Origin of the sequence: Streptomyces sp. Root1304, assembly GCF_001426405.1 — a bacterium.
In the GTDB taxonomy this organism is placed as follows: Bacteria; Actinomycetota; Actinomycetes; order Streptomycetales; family Streptomycetaceae; genus Streptomyces.
Genome location: NZ_LMEP01000025.1, coordinates 58,155 through 75,401 on the forward strand (window position 1 = coordinate 58,155; position 17,247 = coordinate 75,401).

Here is a 17,247-nt window from a genome sequence, read left to right on the forward strand (position 1 = left end):
GACGAGGGGATCCGGGAGCCCGGCGGTCCGTCCCTCCGGTGAGACGCCCGGGCCGCCGGGGCGGGTGCCCGCGTAGGGTCCCCGGCATGACGCAGCCGATCAAGCTCATCATCCACATCGCCACCCTGCCCGGCCGGGGCGCGGAGCAGGTCTCCGCCTTCGAGGCGCTCGCCCCGCTCGTACGGGCCGAGGCGGGCTGCCTCCGGTACGACCTGCACCGGGTGGCCGACGACCCCGACCGCTTCGTGCTGATCGAGCGCTGGGCCTCGGCGGCCGCGCTCGCCGCGCACGACGTCACGCCGCACATGACGGCCGCCGACGCGGCGAACAAGGCCTTCCGGGCGGGGCCCGCCGAGGTCGTCCGGCTCGTCGACGCCCCCGTGGCATGACGAAAAGGCGGTCCGAGCCCCCGCACAGTGGGCTCGGACCGCCTGGTCCGGTGGGGCGTACGCCTTAGAGGGCGAGGCCCGTCAGGACGAGCACACGCTCGTAGGTGTAGTCGTCCATCGCGTACTTGACGCCCTCACGGCCGACGCCGGAGCGCTTGGCGCCGCCGTACGGCATCTGGTCGGCGCGGTACGAGGGGACGTCGCCGACGATCACGCCGCCGACCTCCAGGGCGCGGTGGGCGCGGAACGCCGCCTGCAGGTCGTGGGTGAAGACACCGGCCTGGAGGCCGAAGTCGGAGTCGTTGACCGCGGCGAAGGCCTCGGCCTCGCCGTCGACCTTCGCGATGGTCAGGACCGGGCCGAAGACCTCGGCGCGGGCCAGCGTCACGTCCGCCGGGAGGTCGGTGAGGACGGTCGGGGCGTAGGTCGCGCCCTCGCGCTTGCCGCCGGAGAGCAGCTTGGCGCCGGCCGCGACGGCCTCGTCCACCCAGGACTCGACGCGCTTCGCGGCGGCCTCGTCGACCAGCGGGCCGACGTCGGTGGCGGCGTCGGACGGGTCACCGGTGACCTGGGTCTCGACGGCGGCGACGATCTTCGGCACCAGGCGGTCGTAGACCGAGGCGTCGGCGATCACGCGCTGCACGGAGATGCAGGACTGGCCGCCCTGGTAGTTGGAGAAGGTGGCGATGCGGCTCGCCGCCCAGTCCAGGTCGGCCTCGGAGGACCAGTCGGGGAGGACGACGGCGGCGGCGTTGCCGCCCAGCTCCAGGGTGCAGTGCTTGTGCGGCACCGACTGCTGGATGGCGTAGCCGACCTTGTCGGAGCCGGTGAAGGAGATGACCGGGAGGCGCTCGTCCTGGACCAGGGCGGGCATCCGGTCGTTCGGCACGGTCAGGATCGACCAGGAGCCGGCCGGCAGGTCGGTCTCGGCCAGGATCTCGCCCAGGATCAGGGAGGAGATCGGCGTCGACGGAGCCGGCTTGAGGATGATCGGGGCGCCGACGGCGATGGCCGGGGCGACCTTGTGGGCGCTGAGGTTCAGCGGGAAGTTGAACGGCGCGATGCCGAGCACGACGCCCGTCGGGATGCGGCGGGTGAGGGCGAGGCGGCCCGCGCCGCCGGCCTCGGTGTCCAGGCGCTGGGCCTCGCCGGCGTTCCAGCGGCGGGCCTCCTCGGCGGCGAAACGGAAGACGGAGACGGCACGGCCGACCTCGCCGCGGGCCCACTTGATGGGCTTGCCGTTCTCGGCGGAGATCAGCAGGGCGATCTCCTCGGTGCGCTCGGCGAGCCGCTTCGACACGTGGTCGAGGGCGGCGGCGCGGACGTGCGCCGGGGTCGCGGCGAACTCGTCGACGACGGCGTGCGCGGCGGCCACGGCCTCCTCGACCTGGGCCTCGGTGGGCACGCTGACCTTGCCGACCAGACGTCCGTCGTACGAGTTCGTGACGTCGAAGGAGGCGTCGCCGGTGGCCTCGCGGCCGGCGAGCCAGAAGGCGTGGGTGGTCGTCATGGGGTCCCGGCCCTTTCCGTTTCGGGGAGCGAGCGATTGCTCAGTGACACGTTAGGGCCGGGGCGGCGGGGGCGGGCTTGTCCGGTATGGAGTAGTGGGGGTGGCATCTCTGTCCGCTTCGGCCGAAGCGGACGGTCGGCAGGCGCTCGTACGCCGGAGGTCAGCCGCGCCGCTCGGTCGAGACGATCAGGCAGACGCCGCCGACGACGATCGCGCCGCCGAGGAGGATCGGCCAGGTCAGGGCCTCGTTCAGGACGAGGGCGCCGAGCAGGACGGCGACGACCGGGTTCACGTAGGCGTAGGTGGCGGCGAGGGAGACCGGGGCGGTCTGGAGGAGCCAGGCGTACGCGGTGAAGGCGACGAGCGAGCCGAAGACGACCAGGTACGCGAGGGCGGTCCAGGAGCGGCCGGAGACGGCGCCGAGGTCGAGGCCGTGGTGTTCGCCGCGTACGAGGCCGAGGGTGAGGGCGGCGAGGCCGCCGGCCAGCATCTCGTAGACGCTCGCCGTGAAGGGGTTGGCGGGCATGGGCAGCCGGGCGGAGGAGACGGAGCCGAGGGACCACAGCAGGGCGGCGACGAGGACGAGCAGGACGCCGCCGATCTTCACGTCGCCGCTCAGGCCCGGGACGGTGAGGACGGCGAGGCCGGCGAAGCCGAGCAGGACGCCGCCGAAGGCGGCCGGCCCGGGACGGTCACCGGAGGCCGTGCGCAGCAGGACGACCCAGACGGGGACGGCGGCGACGAGGAGCGCGGCGAGGCCGGAGGGGATGGAGGTCTCGGCGAGGACGACGAGGCCGTTGCCGCCGAGGATGAGGAGCAGGCCGACGAGGGCGGCGGAGGCGAGTTCCCTGCGGGTGACCTTGAGGGCGGCGGGGCCCTGCCGCCAGGCGACGATCGCGGCGAGGAGCAGTCCGGCGGTGACGAAGCGGGCGCCGCCGGAGAGGAACGGCGGGAGGGTCTCGACGACGATCCGGATCCCGAGGTACGTGGACCCCCACACGACGTAGACGATGCCGAGCGCGGCCCAGACGGCGCCGGTGATCCTGCGGGCGGGGACGCCGGTGGAGGGCTTCTCGGTGACGGGCCGGGGAGTGGTGGGGGCGGTGGGGGCCGTTTCGGGTGCGTCGGGGGCCGGATCGACGGCGGGGCTTGTCATGAGCAGGAGAGTAGGGAGTCCGGGGCCGGATGACCAAGGGATGTGCCCGGGTTCGGGCAGGCGGAGGGGGTTGGGCGACCTCGAAAGGGTTCTGCCGCGGGGATGACAGGATGACGTTCCCCGTCACGGCGAAGACCGGCCGTCCCGGGGAGCGAGACCGACCGGAGGGGGAGACGCATGATCCTGATCGCCTTGACCGCCGTCCTGGCACTCGTCGCCGGAGGCTGCGTGTGCGTGGTGTGGGCCGCCCGGGGCGGCCCGCGCTGGGTCCGCGGGGTGGCCGCGGTGACACTGACGGCGGGGCAGCTGGTCCGCAGCAGCAACCGTCGGCGGGGTGTGGGAGGCGGAGGGGACGACGGGGGCGGGGACGACTGAGGGCGGGAGGGGACGGGCGGTACGGCGCCGGGAGCCGGGCAGGACCGGAGGGGCCGGTGTCGGCTGAGTGCTGGGTAGCCGGACGGTACTGGAAGGGTCGGCCGGCACCCGAAGGGCCGGCCCACTCCCCGTATCGCGTCCCGCTGCCCCGCCCTCCGTACGGCCCCCTGCTCCCCTAATCCCCCGCTCCCCTCTACTCCGTCCCCTCCCCCGTCGCCTTCAGGGCCAGCCACAGCTCCATCCGTACGTCCGGGTCGTCCAGCGAGCGGCCGAGGATCTCCTCCACTCGCCGCATCCGGTAGCGCAGGGTGTGCCGGTGGACGCCGAGGTCCGCCGCCGCCGCGTCCCACTGGCCGTGCCGGGAGAGCCAGGCGCGCAGGGAGGCGACCAGGTCGCCCCGGCCGGTCGCGTCGTGGTCGCGGAGCGCGCGGAGCATCCCGTCGGCGAAGGCGCGGACGGCGTCGTCGGCGAGCAGCGGGAGGACCGAGCCGGCCGCCAGGTCCTCGTGCTCGACGAGCGCGCGGCCCCGCCGCCGGGCCACCGAGAGGGCCTGTTCGGCCTGTTTGTACGCCGCTGCCGCCAGGGCGGGACCGGCCGGCGCCGAGAGGCCGACGACGAGACCGGCCTCCTCCGCCTCCCGTTCCGCGTACCCCTCGCAGGCGGCGACGACCGCGCCCGCGTCGCCGGCGAGGACGACGAGCCGCTGTTCGCTCTCGGGCACGGTGAGCACGGCCTCGCCCGCGCGGGCCGCGGCGGTCTCCAGGGTCTCGGCGAGCAGCGCGAGGGGCGGTTCGCCGGTGGTCTCGCCCCCGGTGGTCTCCGCGACGAGCAGCCGGAAGGGCGCGTCGAGCAGCCCGCCGTACACGTCCCCGGCCACCGCGCGGGCGTGGTCCGGCTGGCCCGCGAGCAGCATCCGCAGGACGGCGGCGCCGAGCCGCTGCTCGGCGGCCTGGAGCGAGCGGGAGCGTTCCGTCGTGAGGGTGAGCAGGGCGATGGCCGAGTGGACGGCGTACCGCTCGGCGGTGCCGAGGGGCGCGCCCGTGCCGACCGCGAGGGCGCCCCTGACCCGCCGTCCGGTCCCGAGCGACTGGAGTTCGACGCGGTCGTCCGTGCCGCCGACGACGGCGCTGGCGGGCGCGGGGCGGTCGCGGAGCCGCTCCACGTCGGGGGTGAGCCGGGCGGCCCTGCGCGCGGCCCAGTCGGGCGAGGCGGCGACGACCGTGCCGGAGGTGTCGTAGAGGGCGGCCCAGCCGTCGACGTGGGCGGCGAGCCGGGCGACGACGGCCTCCGGGCCCTCGGCGAGCGCGGCCCGGGTCAGTTCGCGCTGGGCCTCGAAGCCGGCAGTGACGGCCCGGTACTGGTCGGCGGAGATGGCCGCGGAGACGGCCTTGCTGATGGCGAGGAACGGCGTCCGGCGGGGTACTTCGAGCAGCGGCAGGTGCTCCTCGCGGGCCGCGTCGAGCAGGGCCGGCGGGATCTCCTCGTAGTTGACGCCCACGGCGAAGCCGAGCCCGACGACCCCCGCGCCGAGCAGCCGCCGCACGTAGCGGCGCATCGCCTCCAGGTCCTCCGCGTCGAGGGTGAGCGCGGTGGTGAGGAGGAGCTCGCCGCCCTCCATGTACGGGACGGGGTCGGTGAGCTCGCTGACGTGCGCCCAGCGGACGGGGGTGTCGAGGCGGTCCTCGCCGGCGCGGACGATGAGCTTGAGCGAGGAGTGCTGGACGAGCGAGGCGAGGGTGGGCGGCATTGGGGACCGTCGGACCTTTGAGCGAGGACCGCGAGCGGGACGAGCCGTGCGCGGCGGCGGGGGCACCGCTCAGCCGAGCGGCGCCCCCGATTGTGCCAGGGCGACCGGGGGGCCGCTCAGCCGCGCGGGCCGGGCGGACGTACGCCGCGCCCCGGGCCGTACGCCCCGGTCCTGCCCGTACATCCCGGTCCGGTCCGTACATCCCGGTCCGGTCCGTACATCCCGGTCCGGTCCGCGCCGCCCCGCCCGCTCAGGCGTTCAGTTCCACCAGCAGCGGTGGCGTGTGCTCGCCGCGCACATGGGTCAGGGAGAGGACGGCGTGCCCGGGCGGCACGGCGTGCGCGAGGTCGGAGGCCGACCAGCGCTGCCGCTCCACCTCCCGCACGGTGACGGCCTCGGTGGTCACGGCCTTGCCGGTCACCAGCTTCCGCAGGGCGTGCAGGGCCCGGGTCATCGGCTGGTCGGCGAAGACGGTGTGGTGGGCGATCTCCGTCGTCTCGACCCGTTCGGTGCCCCAGGCCTCGGCGAAGGCCTTGCCGTCCCAGGTGGGGAGCCCGGCGAAGGCCATCCGGCAGCCGACGACGGCGAGCAGGGGGCCGTGCAGCGCCTCGGGCACCTCGGCGAGGGTACGGAGGGCGAGGACGACGCCCGCGTTCTGCGGGCGCAGCCGCTGGAGGCCCCGTACGGTCCCGGCGGTCAGCGCGCCCGCCGCGTCGTCGAGCACCAGACAGACGAAGTGGCCCCGGCCCGGCCGGTCCCGGGTGACGGACTGGAACTGGGCGAGCAGCAGCCGGTTGAGCAGCCGCGCGGCCTCCTCGTGGCCGCCCTCGGGGAGGCTGATCCTGACCCGCATCGGGTGCTGGGCGACGGCCCGCAGGGAGAAGGGCCGCACCTCGTGGCCGCCGCCGAAGAACTCCGCGAAGACCGGCCGGTCCAGGGCGGCGAGCCGGTCGGCGAGCAGCGGGCCGACGTCCGTCGCCGTGCCGACCTGGCGGATGCGGGAGTCCAGCTCGCGCCGCATGGCCGGGGCGCCGTCCTCGGGCAGCAGGTCGAGCAGCGCCCGGAGGGTCTCGGGCCGGGCTTCGAGCAGCTCGCGCAGGACCGGGACGGTCGGGAAGCGGCCGTACGCGGTCCGGTACGGGCCGACGAGCTGGGCGAGCACGGTGGCGGCGCGCCGGGTCTCCACGCCCTCCATGTCGCCGACGAGTCCCTCGGCGAGGAAGGCGGCGGCCTCGTCCGGGTCGGTGGCCCCGGCGTACAGGTCCAGGTCGTAGCGGGAGGAGGGGTCCCCGAGCCGGACCACGACGTCGTAGGCCTCGTCGGGTCCGAGCGGCGCCCCGGCGGGGCCGACGGCGACGACGGCGCAGGCACCGGTGAGCGCCTGGAGCGTCAGGGACTCCACGACGGGGGCGACGAGGTGGCGGGTCTTGCCCGCGCCGGAGGGGCCGACCGCGAGGAGGGAGCTGCCGAGGAGTCCGGGGTCGAGCGCGAGACCGGCGCCCCGGTAGGCGTCGGGGGTGCGCTCGGCGGCCGCGTACCGGCCGACGCGGACCTGCCCGAGGAGCAGGTCGTGGGTGGCCCGGCGGCCGGGCAGGTCGCGGGCGCCGGAGGGGTGCGTGCCGGCGGCGGCGCCCTCCTCCATGAGGGTGCCGACGACGGCGGCGCGGCGGCCGGGGTCCTGCCGTGCGTCCTGCCAGGCGCGGTGGACGCGGGCGCAGTCGACGTCGTTCATCCGGCCGGTGACCAGCTCCCCGGCGAGCAGGTCGGCGGCGCGGTGCTCGCCCGCCTCGCGCAGTTCGGGCCACTGGGAGCGGGCGGCGCCCGGCGCGGCGACGGGGGCCGGAGCGGGGGCGGTGGAGCCGTGGCGGGCGCGGAGGAGGGCGGCCCATTCGCCGACGCGGGCGAAGGGCCGGACGACGAGCGCGGTGATGAGCGCGTAGAGCGGATAGACGAGGAAGGGGGATTCCAGGACGTCGTAGCCGCCGCCGACGAGCGAGACGAGGGAGAGCACCGGCGAGACGACGGGCAGCGGGTCCCAGCCGAGGCCGAAGGCCTCCGGCCAGACGAACGCCAGGGCGATCACGGCACCGCCGGCCGCGAGCGCGGCGCGGACGGGGGGCCGGAACCGGCCGAGGTAGTGGCGGACGATCCGGCCCCAGGAGCCGAGCGCGGCGACGGCGCAGACGAGCCCGACGAAGACGGCGCCGCCGAAGACGTCGTGCGCCGCCTGCCCGTGCCAGTCCCGGGCCGCGGTGGTGCCGTGGTACCACCAGTCGCCCGGGGTGAGGGTCTGGAGCACCGCCCACATGTAGGGGAGCGTGCCGCGCCGGTAGGCCGACCAGACGAGCAGGCCGACGGCCACCGGGATCAGCATCCCGACGACGGTGACGGGCGCGAGCCGCTTGGGCGCGGCGGGCGGCGGCGGTACGTGCCGGAACCGCCAGATCCCGGGGCCGGTCTCGGGCCTCGGGGCGTCCAGCCAGTCGACGACGGCGGGCCGCGCGCCGGTCACCAGGTCGGACCGGGGCGGGACACCGGGGGCGGGCGGCCCGGGGGCGTGCGAGGGCGGTCGCGGGACGGGACCGGACGGGTGCGGGGCCCGGCCGGGGAGCGGCGGCACGGGCGGGAGACCGGCGGGAGCGACGGGACCGGCCGGCGAGGAGGGACCGGCCTGCGTCGCGTCGGCCTGCGACGGACCGGTCGACGGCCGGTCCGCCGGCGGCCCCGCCGGTCGCGGGACCCCGCCCCCCTTGGTGTCGCGTGACTCGTACGTGCCGTCGGTCTCCATGAACCCCTGCCCCCTGACCAGCCAGGTCGCCGCGTCTGTGCCACCGTCAATCTAGTGGGCCCGGAGCGCCCCGGAGGGGTTTCGACCAGCCGTGCGGCCGGAGCGGAACCGGAGCCGCCATGTCCATCCCGGACAACGACACACCCGTCACCACTCCCGATCGGCGCATGCCTCCGTCCCTCTCCCGCGCCTAGCCTGCGGAGGAAACCCGCAAGTGCGTCCAGAACACCCCCAGGAGCCCCGCATGAACGCTGTCCCGCAGGAGCGGCGCATCGTCACCGCCATCCCCGGTCCGAAGTCGCAGGAGCTTCAGGCCCGCCGCCTCGACACGGTCGCCGGTGGCGTGGGCTCCACGCTCCCCGTCTTCACCAAGCGGGCCGGTGGCGGCATCATCGAGGACGTCGACGGCAACCGTCTGATCGACTTCGGTTCCGGCATCGCCGTGACCTCGGTCGGAGCCTCCGCCGAGGCCGTCGTGCGCCGCGCCGCCGCGCAGCTCCAGGACTTCACCCACACTTGTTTCATGGTGACGCCGTACGAGGGTTACGTGGAGGTCTGCGAGGCGCTGGCCGAGCTGACCCCGGGCGACCACGCCAAGAAGTCCGCGCTGTTCAACTCGGGCGCCGAGGCCGTCGAGAACGCGGTGAAGATCGCCCGTTCGTACACCAAGCGCCAGGCCGTCGTCGTCTTCGACCACGGCTACCACGGCCGTACCAACCTCACCATGGGCATGACGGCGAAGAACATGCCGTACAAGCAGGGCTTCGGCCCGTTCGCGCCCGAGGTCTACCGCGTGCCGGTCGCCTACGGCTACCGCTGGCCCACGGGTGCCGAGAACTGCGGCCCCGAGGCCGCCGCCCAGGCGATCGACAACATCACCAAGCAGATCGGCGCCGACAACGTCGCCGCGATCGTCATCGAGCCGGTCCTCGGCGAGGGCGGCTTCATCGAGCCGGCCAAGGGCTTCCTGCCGGCGATCGTGAAGTTCGCCAACGACAACGGCATCGTCTTCGTCGCGGACGAGATCCAGGCCGGCTTCTGCCGTACCGGCCAGTGGTTCGCCTGCGAGGACGAGGGCATCGTCCCGGACCTCATCACCACCGCCAAGGGCATCGCGGGCGGTCTGCCGCTCGCCGCCGTCACCGGCCGCGCCGAGATCATGGACTCCGTCCACGGCGGCGGTCTGGGCGGCACGTACGGCGGCAACCCGGTGGCCTGCGCCGCCGCGCTGGGCGCCATCGAGACGATGAAGGAGCTCGACCTCAACGGCAAGGCGCAGCGCATCGAGGAGGTCATGAAGGCCCGCCTCACCGCCATGCAGGAGAAGTTCCCGGCCATCGGTGACATCCGCGGCCGCGGCGCCATGATCGCCATCGAGCTGGTGAAGGACCCGGCGACCAAGGAGCCGTTCCCGGAGGCCGCCGCCGCGCTCGCGAAGTACTGCCACAACGAGGGCGTGCTCGTCCTGACCTGTGGCACCTACGGCAACGTGCTGCGCTTCCTGCCGCCGCTGGTCATCGGCGAGGACCTGCTCAACGAGGGTCTGGACGTCATCGAGGCCGCGCTCGCGACGGTCTGAGGACCGATCCGGCACACCGTGTGAAGACTCTGTGGGGGGCCGATGGCGGGATGCGTTTCGCGCTGTCGGTCCCCCCTCGTCTGACGTACGGTTTCCGCAGATGAGAGAAACACCCCGGGCGGAGCCACCCCAGCACCGCCCACACCGTGCCGTCGCGCACACCTCCGGGGCCTCGTGCCCCGGGACTCCTCACCGATCGGATGGCCGCCCGCCCCACACCCCCCGGGGCGTGCGGTGGCCCGATCCCCTCGGCCGCCCTGGAACCACCCCCCCTGTTCCAGGGCGGCCGGCTCTCTTCTCGGCGCTCGTCGCCCTCGCCGTCGTGACCTGGCAGGTGCTCGTCCACGGCCCCTTGGCCAGGCTCGACGAGCGGGTGTCCCGGGCCGTGGTGGACTCGGTCCCCCGGCCCCTCTCCGAACTCGCCTCCGACCTCGGCAACATGACGGTCGCCCTCCCGGTCCTCGCCTGCGCGATGGCGTACGCGGTGTGGCGCGGCCGACGGCTCGCGGCCCTGTACGCGGGCCTGGCGATGGCCGTGGTCCCCCTCCTCGTGATCCCCCTCAAGGAGTGGACGGCCCGCCCCGGCCCGCTGGAGCCCTGGGCGGCGGGCTACTACCCCTCGGGCCACACGGCCACGGCGGCGGTCGCCTACTTCGGCGCCGCCTTCCTCGTCTCGAACCGACTGCTCCCCGTCGCCGCCGCACTGACGGCGACGACGGGAACCGGCCTGATCCTGCGGGGCTTCCACTGGCCGCTGGACGTGTTCGCCAGTCTCTGCCTGAGCCTGCTGGTGCTGGGGGTCAGCTCCAGGTGTACGCGTCGAAGTTCTGCGAGAACTGCCACTGGTTGTAGCGGTCCCAGTTGATCGACCAGGTCATCAGGCCGCGCAGGGACGGCCAGGTGCCGTGGGGCTGGTAGGTGCCGCAGTTGGTCTTCTTCGTCAGGCAGTCCAGGGCCTTGTTCACCTCGGCCGGGGCCGTGTGGCCGTTGCCCGCCTGGGTGGAGGCCGGGAGGCCGATGGCGACCTGGTCGGGGCGGAGGGCCGGGAAGACGCGGTCGGTGTTGCCGGCGACGGGGAAGCCCGTGAGCAGCATGTCGGTCATCGCGATGTGGAAGTCGGCGCCGCCCATGGAGTGGTACTGGTTGTCCAGGCCCATGATCGAGCCCGAGTTGTAGTCCTGGACGTGCAGCAGGGTCAGGTCGTCGCGCAGGGCGTGGATGACCGGCAGGTAGGCGCCGGCGCGCGGGTCCTGGCCGCCCCAGGGGCCGGAGCCGTAGTACTGGTAGCCGAGCTGGACGAAGAAGGTCTCCGGAGCCATGGTGAGGACGAAGCCGGCGCCGTACTTGGCCTTGAGGGTCTTCACCGCCTGGATCAGGTTGACGATGACGGGACTCGTCGGGTTCCGGAAGTCGGTGTCGCCGGTCTGGAGCGAGAGGGAGTGGCCCTCGAAGTCGATGTCGAGGCCGTCGAGGCCGTACTCGTCGATGATCTTCGAGACGGAGGAGACGAACGTGTCGCGGGCGGCGGCGGTGGACAGCTGCACCTGGCCGTTCTGGCCGCCGATGGAGATGAGGACCTTCTTGCCCGCAGCCTGCTTGGCCTTGATCGCCGCCTTGAAGTCCGCGACGGACTCGACGTTCGGGCATTCGGTAGCGGGGCAGAGGCTGAAGCGGATGTCGCCGGAGGTCACCGAGGTGGGTTCGCCGAAGGCGAGGTTGATGACGTCCCAGGAGGCGGGGACGTCGGCCATCCGGGTGTAGCCGGAGCCGTTGGCGAAGCTGGCGTGGAGGTAGCCGACGAGGGCGTGCGCGGGCAGGCCGCCGCCCCCGCCACCGCCACCGCTCGTCGTCGTCGCGCTCACGGCGGCGGACTTGGCGGACTCGCCGGCGGCGTTCACGGCGCTGACCTGGAAGGTGTACGCGGTGGAGGCGGTGAGCCCGGTGGCGGTGGCCGAGGTGCCGGTGACCGTCTGGACCTTGGTGGCGCCCCGGTAGACGTTGTACGAGGTGGCGCCGGAGACCGCGGTCCAGGTCAGCGGCACGGTGGTGGAGGTCGGGGAGCCGGCCGCGAGGCCGGTGGGGACGGCCGGGAGCTGCACCGGGTCGCCGCCGGGGCCGTACAGGGAGAGGTCGTCGGCCTGGTAGGCGGGGGTGCCGTACCAGCCGTGGGTGTAGATCGTGACCGAGGTAGTGGAGGCGCCCGTGGTGAAGGAGGTCGAGAGCCGCTGCCAGTCGGGGGCGGAGCCGGTCCAGGTGGAGACGTCGGTGGTGCCGGTGCCGCTCGCGCCGAGGTAGACGTAGCTGCCGCGCACCCAGCCGCTCAGCGCGTAGGTGGAGTTGGGCTTGACGGTGACCGTCTGGGAGCAGCGGGCGTTGTCGCCGCCGGCGGGGGTCGCCTGGAGTGCCTTCGTACCGCTGTGGGTGGGGGTGGAGACGGCGGCGCCGCTGCCGGCGGTGCAGGTCCAGCCGTCGAGGCCGGCCTCGAAGCCGCCGTTGCGGGCGAGTTCGGCGTCGGCGGCCTGGGCCGCGGGGGTGAGCGCGGCGAGTCCGCCGGCGGCGAGGACGCCCGCGAGGAGCAGGGTGAGAGGTCTGGCGCGGTCCACAACTGCCTCCGGGTGTGGGGGAATCGAGGTGGGGAGCGCGCCACAGCATGGTCCAGACCAATCGAGTGGTCAAGACCTCTGTATGCGACGTCCGCACGGCGGACGCACCGGTCCGCCCACCGTACGGACCGCGCCGCCTACGACACCCCTCCCGTCCGCCCGATCCGCCCCGCCGCCTCGTGCATCGCCAGCTCCAGGAGCGCCGCGTCGGTGAGGGTGCCGGTGCCGTCCGGCGCCACCAGCCAGCGCACCCCGCCGGTCACCCGGCCGGGATAGGGAACCACGATCCAGGTGCCGTCGCCCGCGCCGCGCACCCCGGTGCCGAGCCAGCGGGTGGCGGTGCCGGGCGGGACGAAGAAGCCCATCCGGGCGTCGCCGAAGTCGGCGAGGACCGGCCCGGGACGGTCCACCAGGCGGGTCAGCACGTCGAGCGTGGGGTAGCCCAGCTCCGACGGCAGGATCAGAACGTCCCAACGCCTGCCGGCGGGCAGCAGCGCGACCCCGTGCGGGTTGCGCTCCCACTCCCACCGACAGGCGTCGGGATCGGGTGCGACCGAGGCCAGCCACTCCACCGCGCTCTTGGCGCCCGAGGCCCCCGTACCAGTCATCGCAACGGTCTCCTTCCGTGTGGACACGGTGTCCGTACGGAGAGAGCGGCGACGACGGGAACTCTTACGCGGTTTCAGCTACCCATCGGTTGTGACGTGCGTCACATGGGTGGTGCTCAGCTGTCGAAGCCGAGGCCCACCCGGTCCATGGCCTTCAGCCACAGGTTGCGCCGCCCGCCGTTCTCGTCGGCGCGGGCCATCGACCACTTGGTGATGCCGATGCCGGCCCAGGCGATCGGCTCGGGCGGGAACGGCAGCGGCTTGCGGCGCACCATCTCCAGCTCGGTGCGCTCGGTGCGCTCCCCCGCCAGCAGGTCGAGCATCACGTCCCCGCCGAAGCGGGTGGCGCCGACGCCGAGGCCGGTGAACCCGGCCGCGTACGCCACCTTGCCCCGGTACGCCGTACCGAAGAAGGCGGAGAAGCGGGAGCAGGTGTCGATGGCGCCGCCCCAGGCGTGGCTGAAGCGCAGCCCCTCCAGCTGCGGGAAGCAGCGGAAGAAGTGCTCGGCCAGCTTGAGGTACGTCTCGGGGCGGTGGTCCATCTCGGCGCTGACCTTGCCGCCGAAGGGGTAGATCGCGTCGTAGCCGCCCCAGAGGATGCGGCGGTCGGACGTGATCCGGAAGTAGTGGAACTGGTTGGCGGAGTCGCCGAGGCCCTGCCGGTTCTTCCAGCCGATGGAGGCGAGCTGCTCGGGGCTGAGCGGCTCGGTCATCAGGGCGTAGTCGTAGACCGGGACGGTGTACGAGCGGACCCGCTTGACCAGCGACGGGAAGACGTTGGTGCCGAGCGCGACCCGACGGGCGACGACCTTGCCGTACGGGGTGCGGACGCCCATGCCGGCGCCGACGGAGACGAGCTCGAGGCCCGGGGTGTTCTCGAAGATCCGGACGCCCAGGCCGAGGCAGGCCCGCTTGAGTTCCCAGGCCAGCTTGGCCGGGTTCACCATGGCGACGCCGCGCTTGTCCCACAGGCCGCCGAGGAAGGTCGGCGAGTCGACCTCCGCGCGGACCGCGTCCCCGTCGAGGAGTTCGAGGCCGTCCGCGAGACCGAGCCGGTCGATCTCCTCGTACATCTCGTGGAGTTCCTCGACCTGGTACGGCTCGGTGGCGACGTCGATCTCGCCGGTGCGCTCGAAGTCGCAGTCGAGGGAGTAGCGGGCGACCGCCTCCTCGATGCCGTCGAGGTTGCGCTCGCCCAGCTCCTCCAGCTTCGGCAGCTCGCCCGGCCAGCGGGCGAGCCCGTTGCCGAAGCCGTGGGTGAGGGAGGCCGCGCAGAAGCCTCCGTTGCGGCCCGAGGCGGCCCAGCCCACCTCGCGCCCCTCGATCAGTACGACGTCCCGGGCGGGGTCGCGCTCCTTGGCGAGGAGCGCGGTCCACAGTCCGCTGTAGCCGCCGCCGACGACGAGGAGATCGCACTTCTCGGTGCCGGTGAGGGCGGGCAGGGCGCCGGGCTTGCCGGGATCTTCCAGCCAGAAGGGGACGGGCTGGGCGTCGGAGAGAGATTGTGCAGCGAGACGCATGGCGACTGGGGCCATGGTTTCCAACTCCTTCGGTGCCTGGGCTGCGTTCTGCTCAGGCTGTTGCTGTTTTCTTGCGCCGGTTCGTAATGATTTGCCCGGCCACGACCACCAGTACCGCGAGAACGAACATCGCGGTGCCGATGACGTTGATCTGAACGGGGGTTCCGCGCTGCGCCGAGCCCCAGACGAACATGGGGAAGGTCACCGTGGAGCCCGCGTTGAAGTTGGTGATGATGAAGTCGTCGAACGAGAGCGCGAAGGCGAGCAGCGCGCCGGCGGCGATGCCGGGAGCGGCGATCGGCAGGGTCACGCGCAGGAAGGTCTGCGTGGGTCCCGCGTAGAGGTCGCGGGCCGCTTCCTCCAGGCGCGGGTCCATGGACATGACCCGGGCCTTGACCGCCGTCACGACGAACGACAGACAGAACATGATGTGGGCGATCAGGACCGTCCAGAAGCCCAGCTCGATCCCCATGTTGAGGAAGAGGGTGAGCAGCGAGGCGGCCATGACGACCTCGGGCATCGCCATCGGCAGGAAGATCAGCGAGTTGATCGCGCCGCGCGCCCGGAAGCGGTAGCGGACCAGCGCGAAGGCGATCATCGTGCCGAGGACGACCGCGCCGACCGTCGCCCAGGCGGCGAGCTGGAGCGAGAGCGAGAGCGACTCGCACATGTCGGCGACGCCGCAGGGGTCCTTCCAGGCGTCGAGCGAGAACTCCTGCCAGGAGTAGTTGAAGCGCCCCTTCGGCTTGTTGAAGGAGAACGCCATCACCACGAGGTTCGGCAGGATCATGTACGCGAGGGTCAGCAGGCCCGCGATGACGACGAGGTTCCGACGGATCCAACGCATCAGACCAGGTCCTCCGTTCCCGCTCGGCGGATGTAGACGGTGACCATGACCAGCACGATCGCCATGAGGATGAAGGAGAGGGCCGAGGCCGTCGGGTAGTCGAGCACCCGCAGGAACTGCGACTGGATGACGTTGCCGATCATCTTGGTGTCGGTGGAGCCGAGCAGTTCGGCGTTGACGTAGTCGCCGCTCGCCGGGATGAAGGTGAGCAGGGTGCCGGAGACGACGCCGGGCATCGACAGCGGGAAGGTCACCTTGCGGAAGGTGGTGGCCGGGGAGGCGTACAGGTCCTGCGCGGCCTCGTGCAGCCGGCCGTCGATCCGCTCCAGGGAGGTGTAGAGGGGCAGGATCATGAAGGGCAGGAAGTTGTACGTGAGACCGCAGACGACCGCCATCGGGGTGGCGAGGACGCGGTCGCCCTCGGTCCAGCCGATCCAGCTGGTCACGTCCAGGAAGTGGAGGGCGTTGAGCGCCTCGACCACGACGCTGTCGTCCGCCAGGATCGTCTTCCACGCGAGCGTCCGGATGAGGAAGCTGGTGAAGAAGGGCGCGATGACCAGGACGAGGAGCAGATTGCGCCAGCGGCCGGCCTTGAACGCGATCAGATAGGCGAGCGGGTAGCCGAGGAGCAGGCAGAGCAGGGTCGCGGTCCCGGCGTACAGCAGGGAGCGGATGAGCTGCGGCCAGTACTCCTGGAAGGCGTCCCAGTAGGTCCGGAAGTGCCAGGTGACCTCGAAGCCCTGCTCCAGGGAGCCGGTCTGGACCGAGGTCGAGGCCTGGTAGACCAGCGGCAGCGCGAAGAAGACGACGAGCCAGATGATGCCCGGCAGCAGCAGCCAGTAGGGCACGAGCCGCTTGCGGGTGGAGGGCTTGCGCAGAACCGGTTCCTCGACCGGCCGCAGCGCGTCCTCCTTCGTCAGGGTGGGAGTGCTCATCCGGCGTCCTCCACCGTCTCCACGCCCGCGTCGCCCGTCGTCCCGGCAAAGAGGGACTGCGCCGCGTCGAGCCCGAAGGTGTGCGCCGGGTTCCAGTGCAGGACGACCTCGGCACCGGGCACCAGACGGGTGTCGCGCTCGATGTTCTGCTCGTAGACCTGGAGCTCCGCGCCCGCCGGCGAGTTCACCACGTACTGGGTGGAGACGCCGATGAAGGAGGAGTCGACGATCCGGCCGGTGACCCGGTTGCGGCCCTCGGCGATCGAGCCCGCGTCGTCGGCGTGCGCGAGCGAGATCTTCTCGGGGCGGACGCCCACGAGCACCTTGCCGCCCTGGCGGGCGGCGGAGGTACAGCGGCCGCCGGGCACCTTGAGCTTGCCGCCGCCGGCCGTGACGAGCACCTCCGAACCGGTCTCCAGGACCTCGGCCTCGATCAGGTTCGAGGTGCCGAGGAAGTTGGCGACGAAGGTGGTCTGCGGGTTCTCGTAGAGGTCGGCGGGGGCGCCGAGCTGCTCGACCCGGCCGCCGTTCATCACCGCGACCTGGTCGGCCATGGTCATGGCCTCCTCCTGGTCGTGGGTGACGTGCACGAAGGTGATGCCGACCTCGGTCTGGATCCGCTTGAGCTCCAGCTGCATCTGGCGGCGCAGCTTGAGGTCGAGGGCGCCGAGCGGCTCGTCGAGGAGCAGCACCTGCGGGTGGTTGATGAGCGCGCGGGCCACGGCGACGCGCTGCTGCTGGCCGCCGGAGAGCTGGTGCGGCTTGTGGTGGGCCTTGTCGCCGAGCTGGACGAGCTCCAGCATGTCGTCGACCTGCTTCTTCACCGATTTGATGCCGCGCCGGCGCAGGCCGAAGGCGATGTTCTCGGTGATGTCCATGTGCGGGAAGAGCGCGTAGGACTGGAAGACGGTGTTGACCGGCCGCTTGTACGGCGGGAGGTCGGTGACGTCCTTGTCGCCGAGGAAGACGGTGCCGGTGCTCGGGTCCTCCAGGCCGGCGATCATGCGCAGCGTGGTGGTCTTGCCGCAGCCGGAGGCGCCGAGGAGGGCGAAGAAGGAGCCCTGCGGGACGGTCAGGTCGAGCGGGTGGACGGCGGTGAAGGAGCCGTACGACTTGCTGATCCCGGTGAGACGGACGTCGCCGCCGGTGTTGTTGTCAGTCATGGGTTGCGGTCCCAGGGAGTGAGAGAG

14 protein-coding genes are annotated in these 17,247 nt (G+C 72.8%); 4 read left to right on the top strand and 10 right to left on the bottom strand.

The genetic code is table 11. The features are described from left to right. Positions 1-86: 86 nt before the first annotated feature. The gene (locus tag ASD33_RS26895) at positions 87-389 is read left to right on the top strand and encodes a putative quinol monooxygenase (RefSeq protein WP_056565896.1); all 303 of its coding nucleotides are present in this window, start codon (positions 87-89) and stop codon (positions 387-389) included. Positions 390-453: 64 nt separating this feature from the next. Here ASD33_RS26895 and ASD33_RS26900 read toward each other — a convergent pair whose 3' ends face one another. Further along, complete coding sequence (locus ASD33_RS26900; protein ID WP_056565899.1) at positions 454-1,899, bottom strand: aldehyde dehydrogenase family protein; 1,446 nt, start codon at positions 1,897-1,899, stop codon at positions 454-456. 160 nt (positions 1,900-2,059) lie between these two features. Next, positions 2,060-3,055: an EamA family transporter gene (locus ASD33_RS26905; RefSeq protein ID WP_056565902.1), complete on the bottom strand. Its 996-nt coding sequence runs from the start codon at positions 3,053-3,055 to the stop codon at positions 2,060-2,062. 177 nt (positions 3,056-3,232) lie between these two features. On the opposite strand from ASD33_RS26905, the gene ASD33_RS26910 reads away from it, so the two are divergent. Further along, positions 3,233-3,430, top strand: a complete 198-nt coding sequence (locus ASD33_RS26910) for a hypothetical protein (RefSeq protein ID WP_056565906.1) — start codon at positions 3,233-3,235, stop codon at positions 3,428-3,430. 193 nt (positions 3,431-3,623) lie between these two features. Here the strand turns inward: ASD33_RS26910 and ASD33_RS26915 are convergent, their stop codons facing one another. Together ASD33_RS26915 and ASD33_RS26920 are read right to left on the bottom strand one after the other, a co-directional pair. Then, a complete protein-coding gene (locus ASD33_RS26915; protein ID WP_056565909.1) occupies positions 3,624-5,177 on the bottom strand; it encodes a PucR family transcriptional regulator in 1,554 nt (517 codons plus the stop codon). A 250-nt stretch (positions 5,178-5,427) separates the two neighbouring features. Next, positions 5,428-7,965, bottom strand: coding sequence for a hypothetical protein (locus tag ASD33_RS26920; protein ID WP_056565912.1), 2,538 nt, complete (start codon positions 7,963-7,965; stop codon positions 5,428-5,430). Between the two features lie 244 nt (positions 7,966-8,209). On the opposite strand from ASD33_RS26920, the gene gabT reads away from it, so the two are divergent. After that, positions 8,210-9,544, top strand: a complete 1,335-nt coding sequence (gabT, locus tag ASD33_RS26925; RefSeq protein WP_056565914.1) for a 4-aminobutyrate--2-oxoglutarate transaminase — start codon at positions 8,210-8,212, stop codon at positions 9,542-9,544. 322 nt (positions 9,545-9,866) lie between these two features. Then, positions 9,867-10,409 (top strand): phosphatase PAP2 family protein, encoded by a 543-nt coding sequence (locus ASD33_RS26930; RefSeq protein WP_056565917.1) that lies wholly within the window; start codon positions 9,867-9,869, stop codon positions 10,407-10,409. Here ASD33_RS26930 and ASD33_RS26935 read toward each other — a convergent pair. The 6 genes from ASD33_RS26935 to ASD33_RS26960 form a co-directional block, all read right to left on the bottom strand. Beyond that, a complete protein-coding gene (locus ASD33_RS26935; protein ID WP_056565918.1) occupies positions 10,345-12,147 on the bottom strand; it encodes a glycoside hydrolase family 18 protein in 1,803 nt (600 codons plus the stop codon). The genes ASD33_RS26930 and ASD33_RS26935 overlap by 65 nt on opposite strands. A gap of 137 nt (positions 12,148-12,284) precedes the next feature. Then, positions 12,285-12,755 carry a hypothetical protein gene (locus tag ASD33_RS26940; protein WP_056565921.1) on the bottom strand — a complete coding sequence of 157 codons (471 nt, stop codon included), beginning with the start codon at positions 12,753-12,755 and terminating at the stop codon, positions 12,285-12,287. 116 nt (positions 12,756-12,871) lie between these two features. Continuing rightward, a complete protein-coding gene (locus ASD33_RS26945; protein ID WP_056565925.1) occupies positions 12,872-14,290 on the bottom strand; it encodes an FAD-binding oxidoreductase in 1,419 nt (472 codons plus the stop codon). 37 nt (positions 14,291-14,327) lie between these two features. Further along, positions 14,328-15,122, bottom strand: a complete 795-nt coding sequence (locus tag ASD33_RS26950; protein WP_015036516.1) for an ABC transporter permease — start codon at positions 15,120-15,122, stop codon at positions 14,328-14,330. Beyond that, entirely contained in the window at positions 15,122-16,057 is a 936-nt protein-coding gene (locus ASD33_RS26955) for an ABC transporter permease (protein ID WP_056565929.1), read from the bottom strand. The genes ASD33_RS26950 and ASD33_RS26955 overlap by 1 nt, the downstream gene beginning before the upstream one ends. Next, positions 16,054-17,220 carry an ABC transporter ATP-binding protein gene (locus ASD33_RS26960; protein WP_056565932.1) on the bottom strand — a complete coding sequence of 389 codons (1,167 nt, stop codon included), beginning with the start codon at positions 17,218-17,220 and terminating at the stop codon, positions 16,054-16,056. The genes ASD33_RS26955 and ASD33_RS26960 overlap by 4 nt, the downstream gene beginning before the upstream one ends. Between the last annotated feature and the right edge of the window lie 27 nt (positions 17,221-17,247).

Bases quoted from the DNA above. Each gene is read 5' to 3' on its own strand.
- ASD33_RS26915 (WP_056565909.1), bottom strand. From the start codon at position 5,177: ATGCCGCCCACCCTCGCCTCGCTCGTCCAGCACTCCTCGCTCAAGCTC.
- ASD33_RS26940 (WP_056565921.1), bottom strand. From the start codon at position 12,755: ATGACTGGTACGGGGGCCTCGGGCGCCAAGAGCGCGGTGGAGTGGCTG.
- ASD33_RS26945 (WP_056565925.1), bottom strand. From the start codon at position 14,290: ATGGCCCCAGTCGCCATGCGTCTCGCTGCACAATCTCTCTCCGACGCC.
- ASD33_RS26900 (WP_056565899.1), bottom strand. From the start codon at position 1,899: ATGACGACCACCCACGCCTTCTGGCTCGCCGGCCGCGAGGCCACCGGC.
- gabT (WP_056565914.1), top strand. From the start codon at position 8,210: ATGAACGCTGTCCCGCAGGAGCGGCGCATCGTCACCGCCATCCCCGGT.
- ASD33_RS26895 (WP_056565896.1), top strand. From the start codon at position 87: ATGACGCAGCCGATCAAGCTCATCATCCACATCGCCACCCTGCCCGGC.
- ASD33_RS26905 (WP_056565902.1), bottom strand. From the start codon at position 3,055: ATGACAAGCCCCGCCGTCGATCCGGCCCCCGACGCACCCGAAACGGCC.
- ASD33_RS26955 (WP_056565929.1), bottom strand. From the start codon at position 16,057: ATGAGCACTCCCACCCTGACGAAGGAGGACGCGCTGCGGCCGGTCGAG.
- ASD33_RS26910 (WP_056565906.1), top strand. From the start codon at position 3,233: ATGATCCTGATCGCCTTGACCGCCGTCCTGGCACTCGTCGCCGGAGGC.
- ASD33_RS26950 (WP_015036516.1), bottom strand. From the start codon at position 15,122: ATGCGTTGGATCCGTCGGAACCTCGTCGTCATCGCGGGCCTGCTGACC.
- ASD33_RS26920 (WP_056565912.1), bottom strand. From the start codon at position 7,965: ATGGAGACCGACGGCACGTACGAGTCACGCGACACCAAGGGGGGCGGG.
- ASD33_RS26960 (WP_056565932.1), bottom strand. From the start codon at position 17,220: ATGACTGACAACAACACCGGCGGCGACGTCCGTCTCACCGGGATCAGC.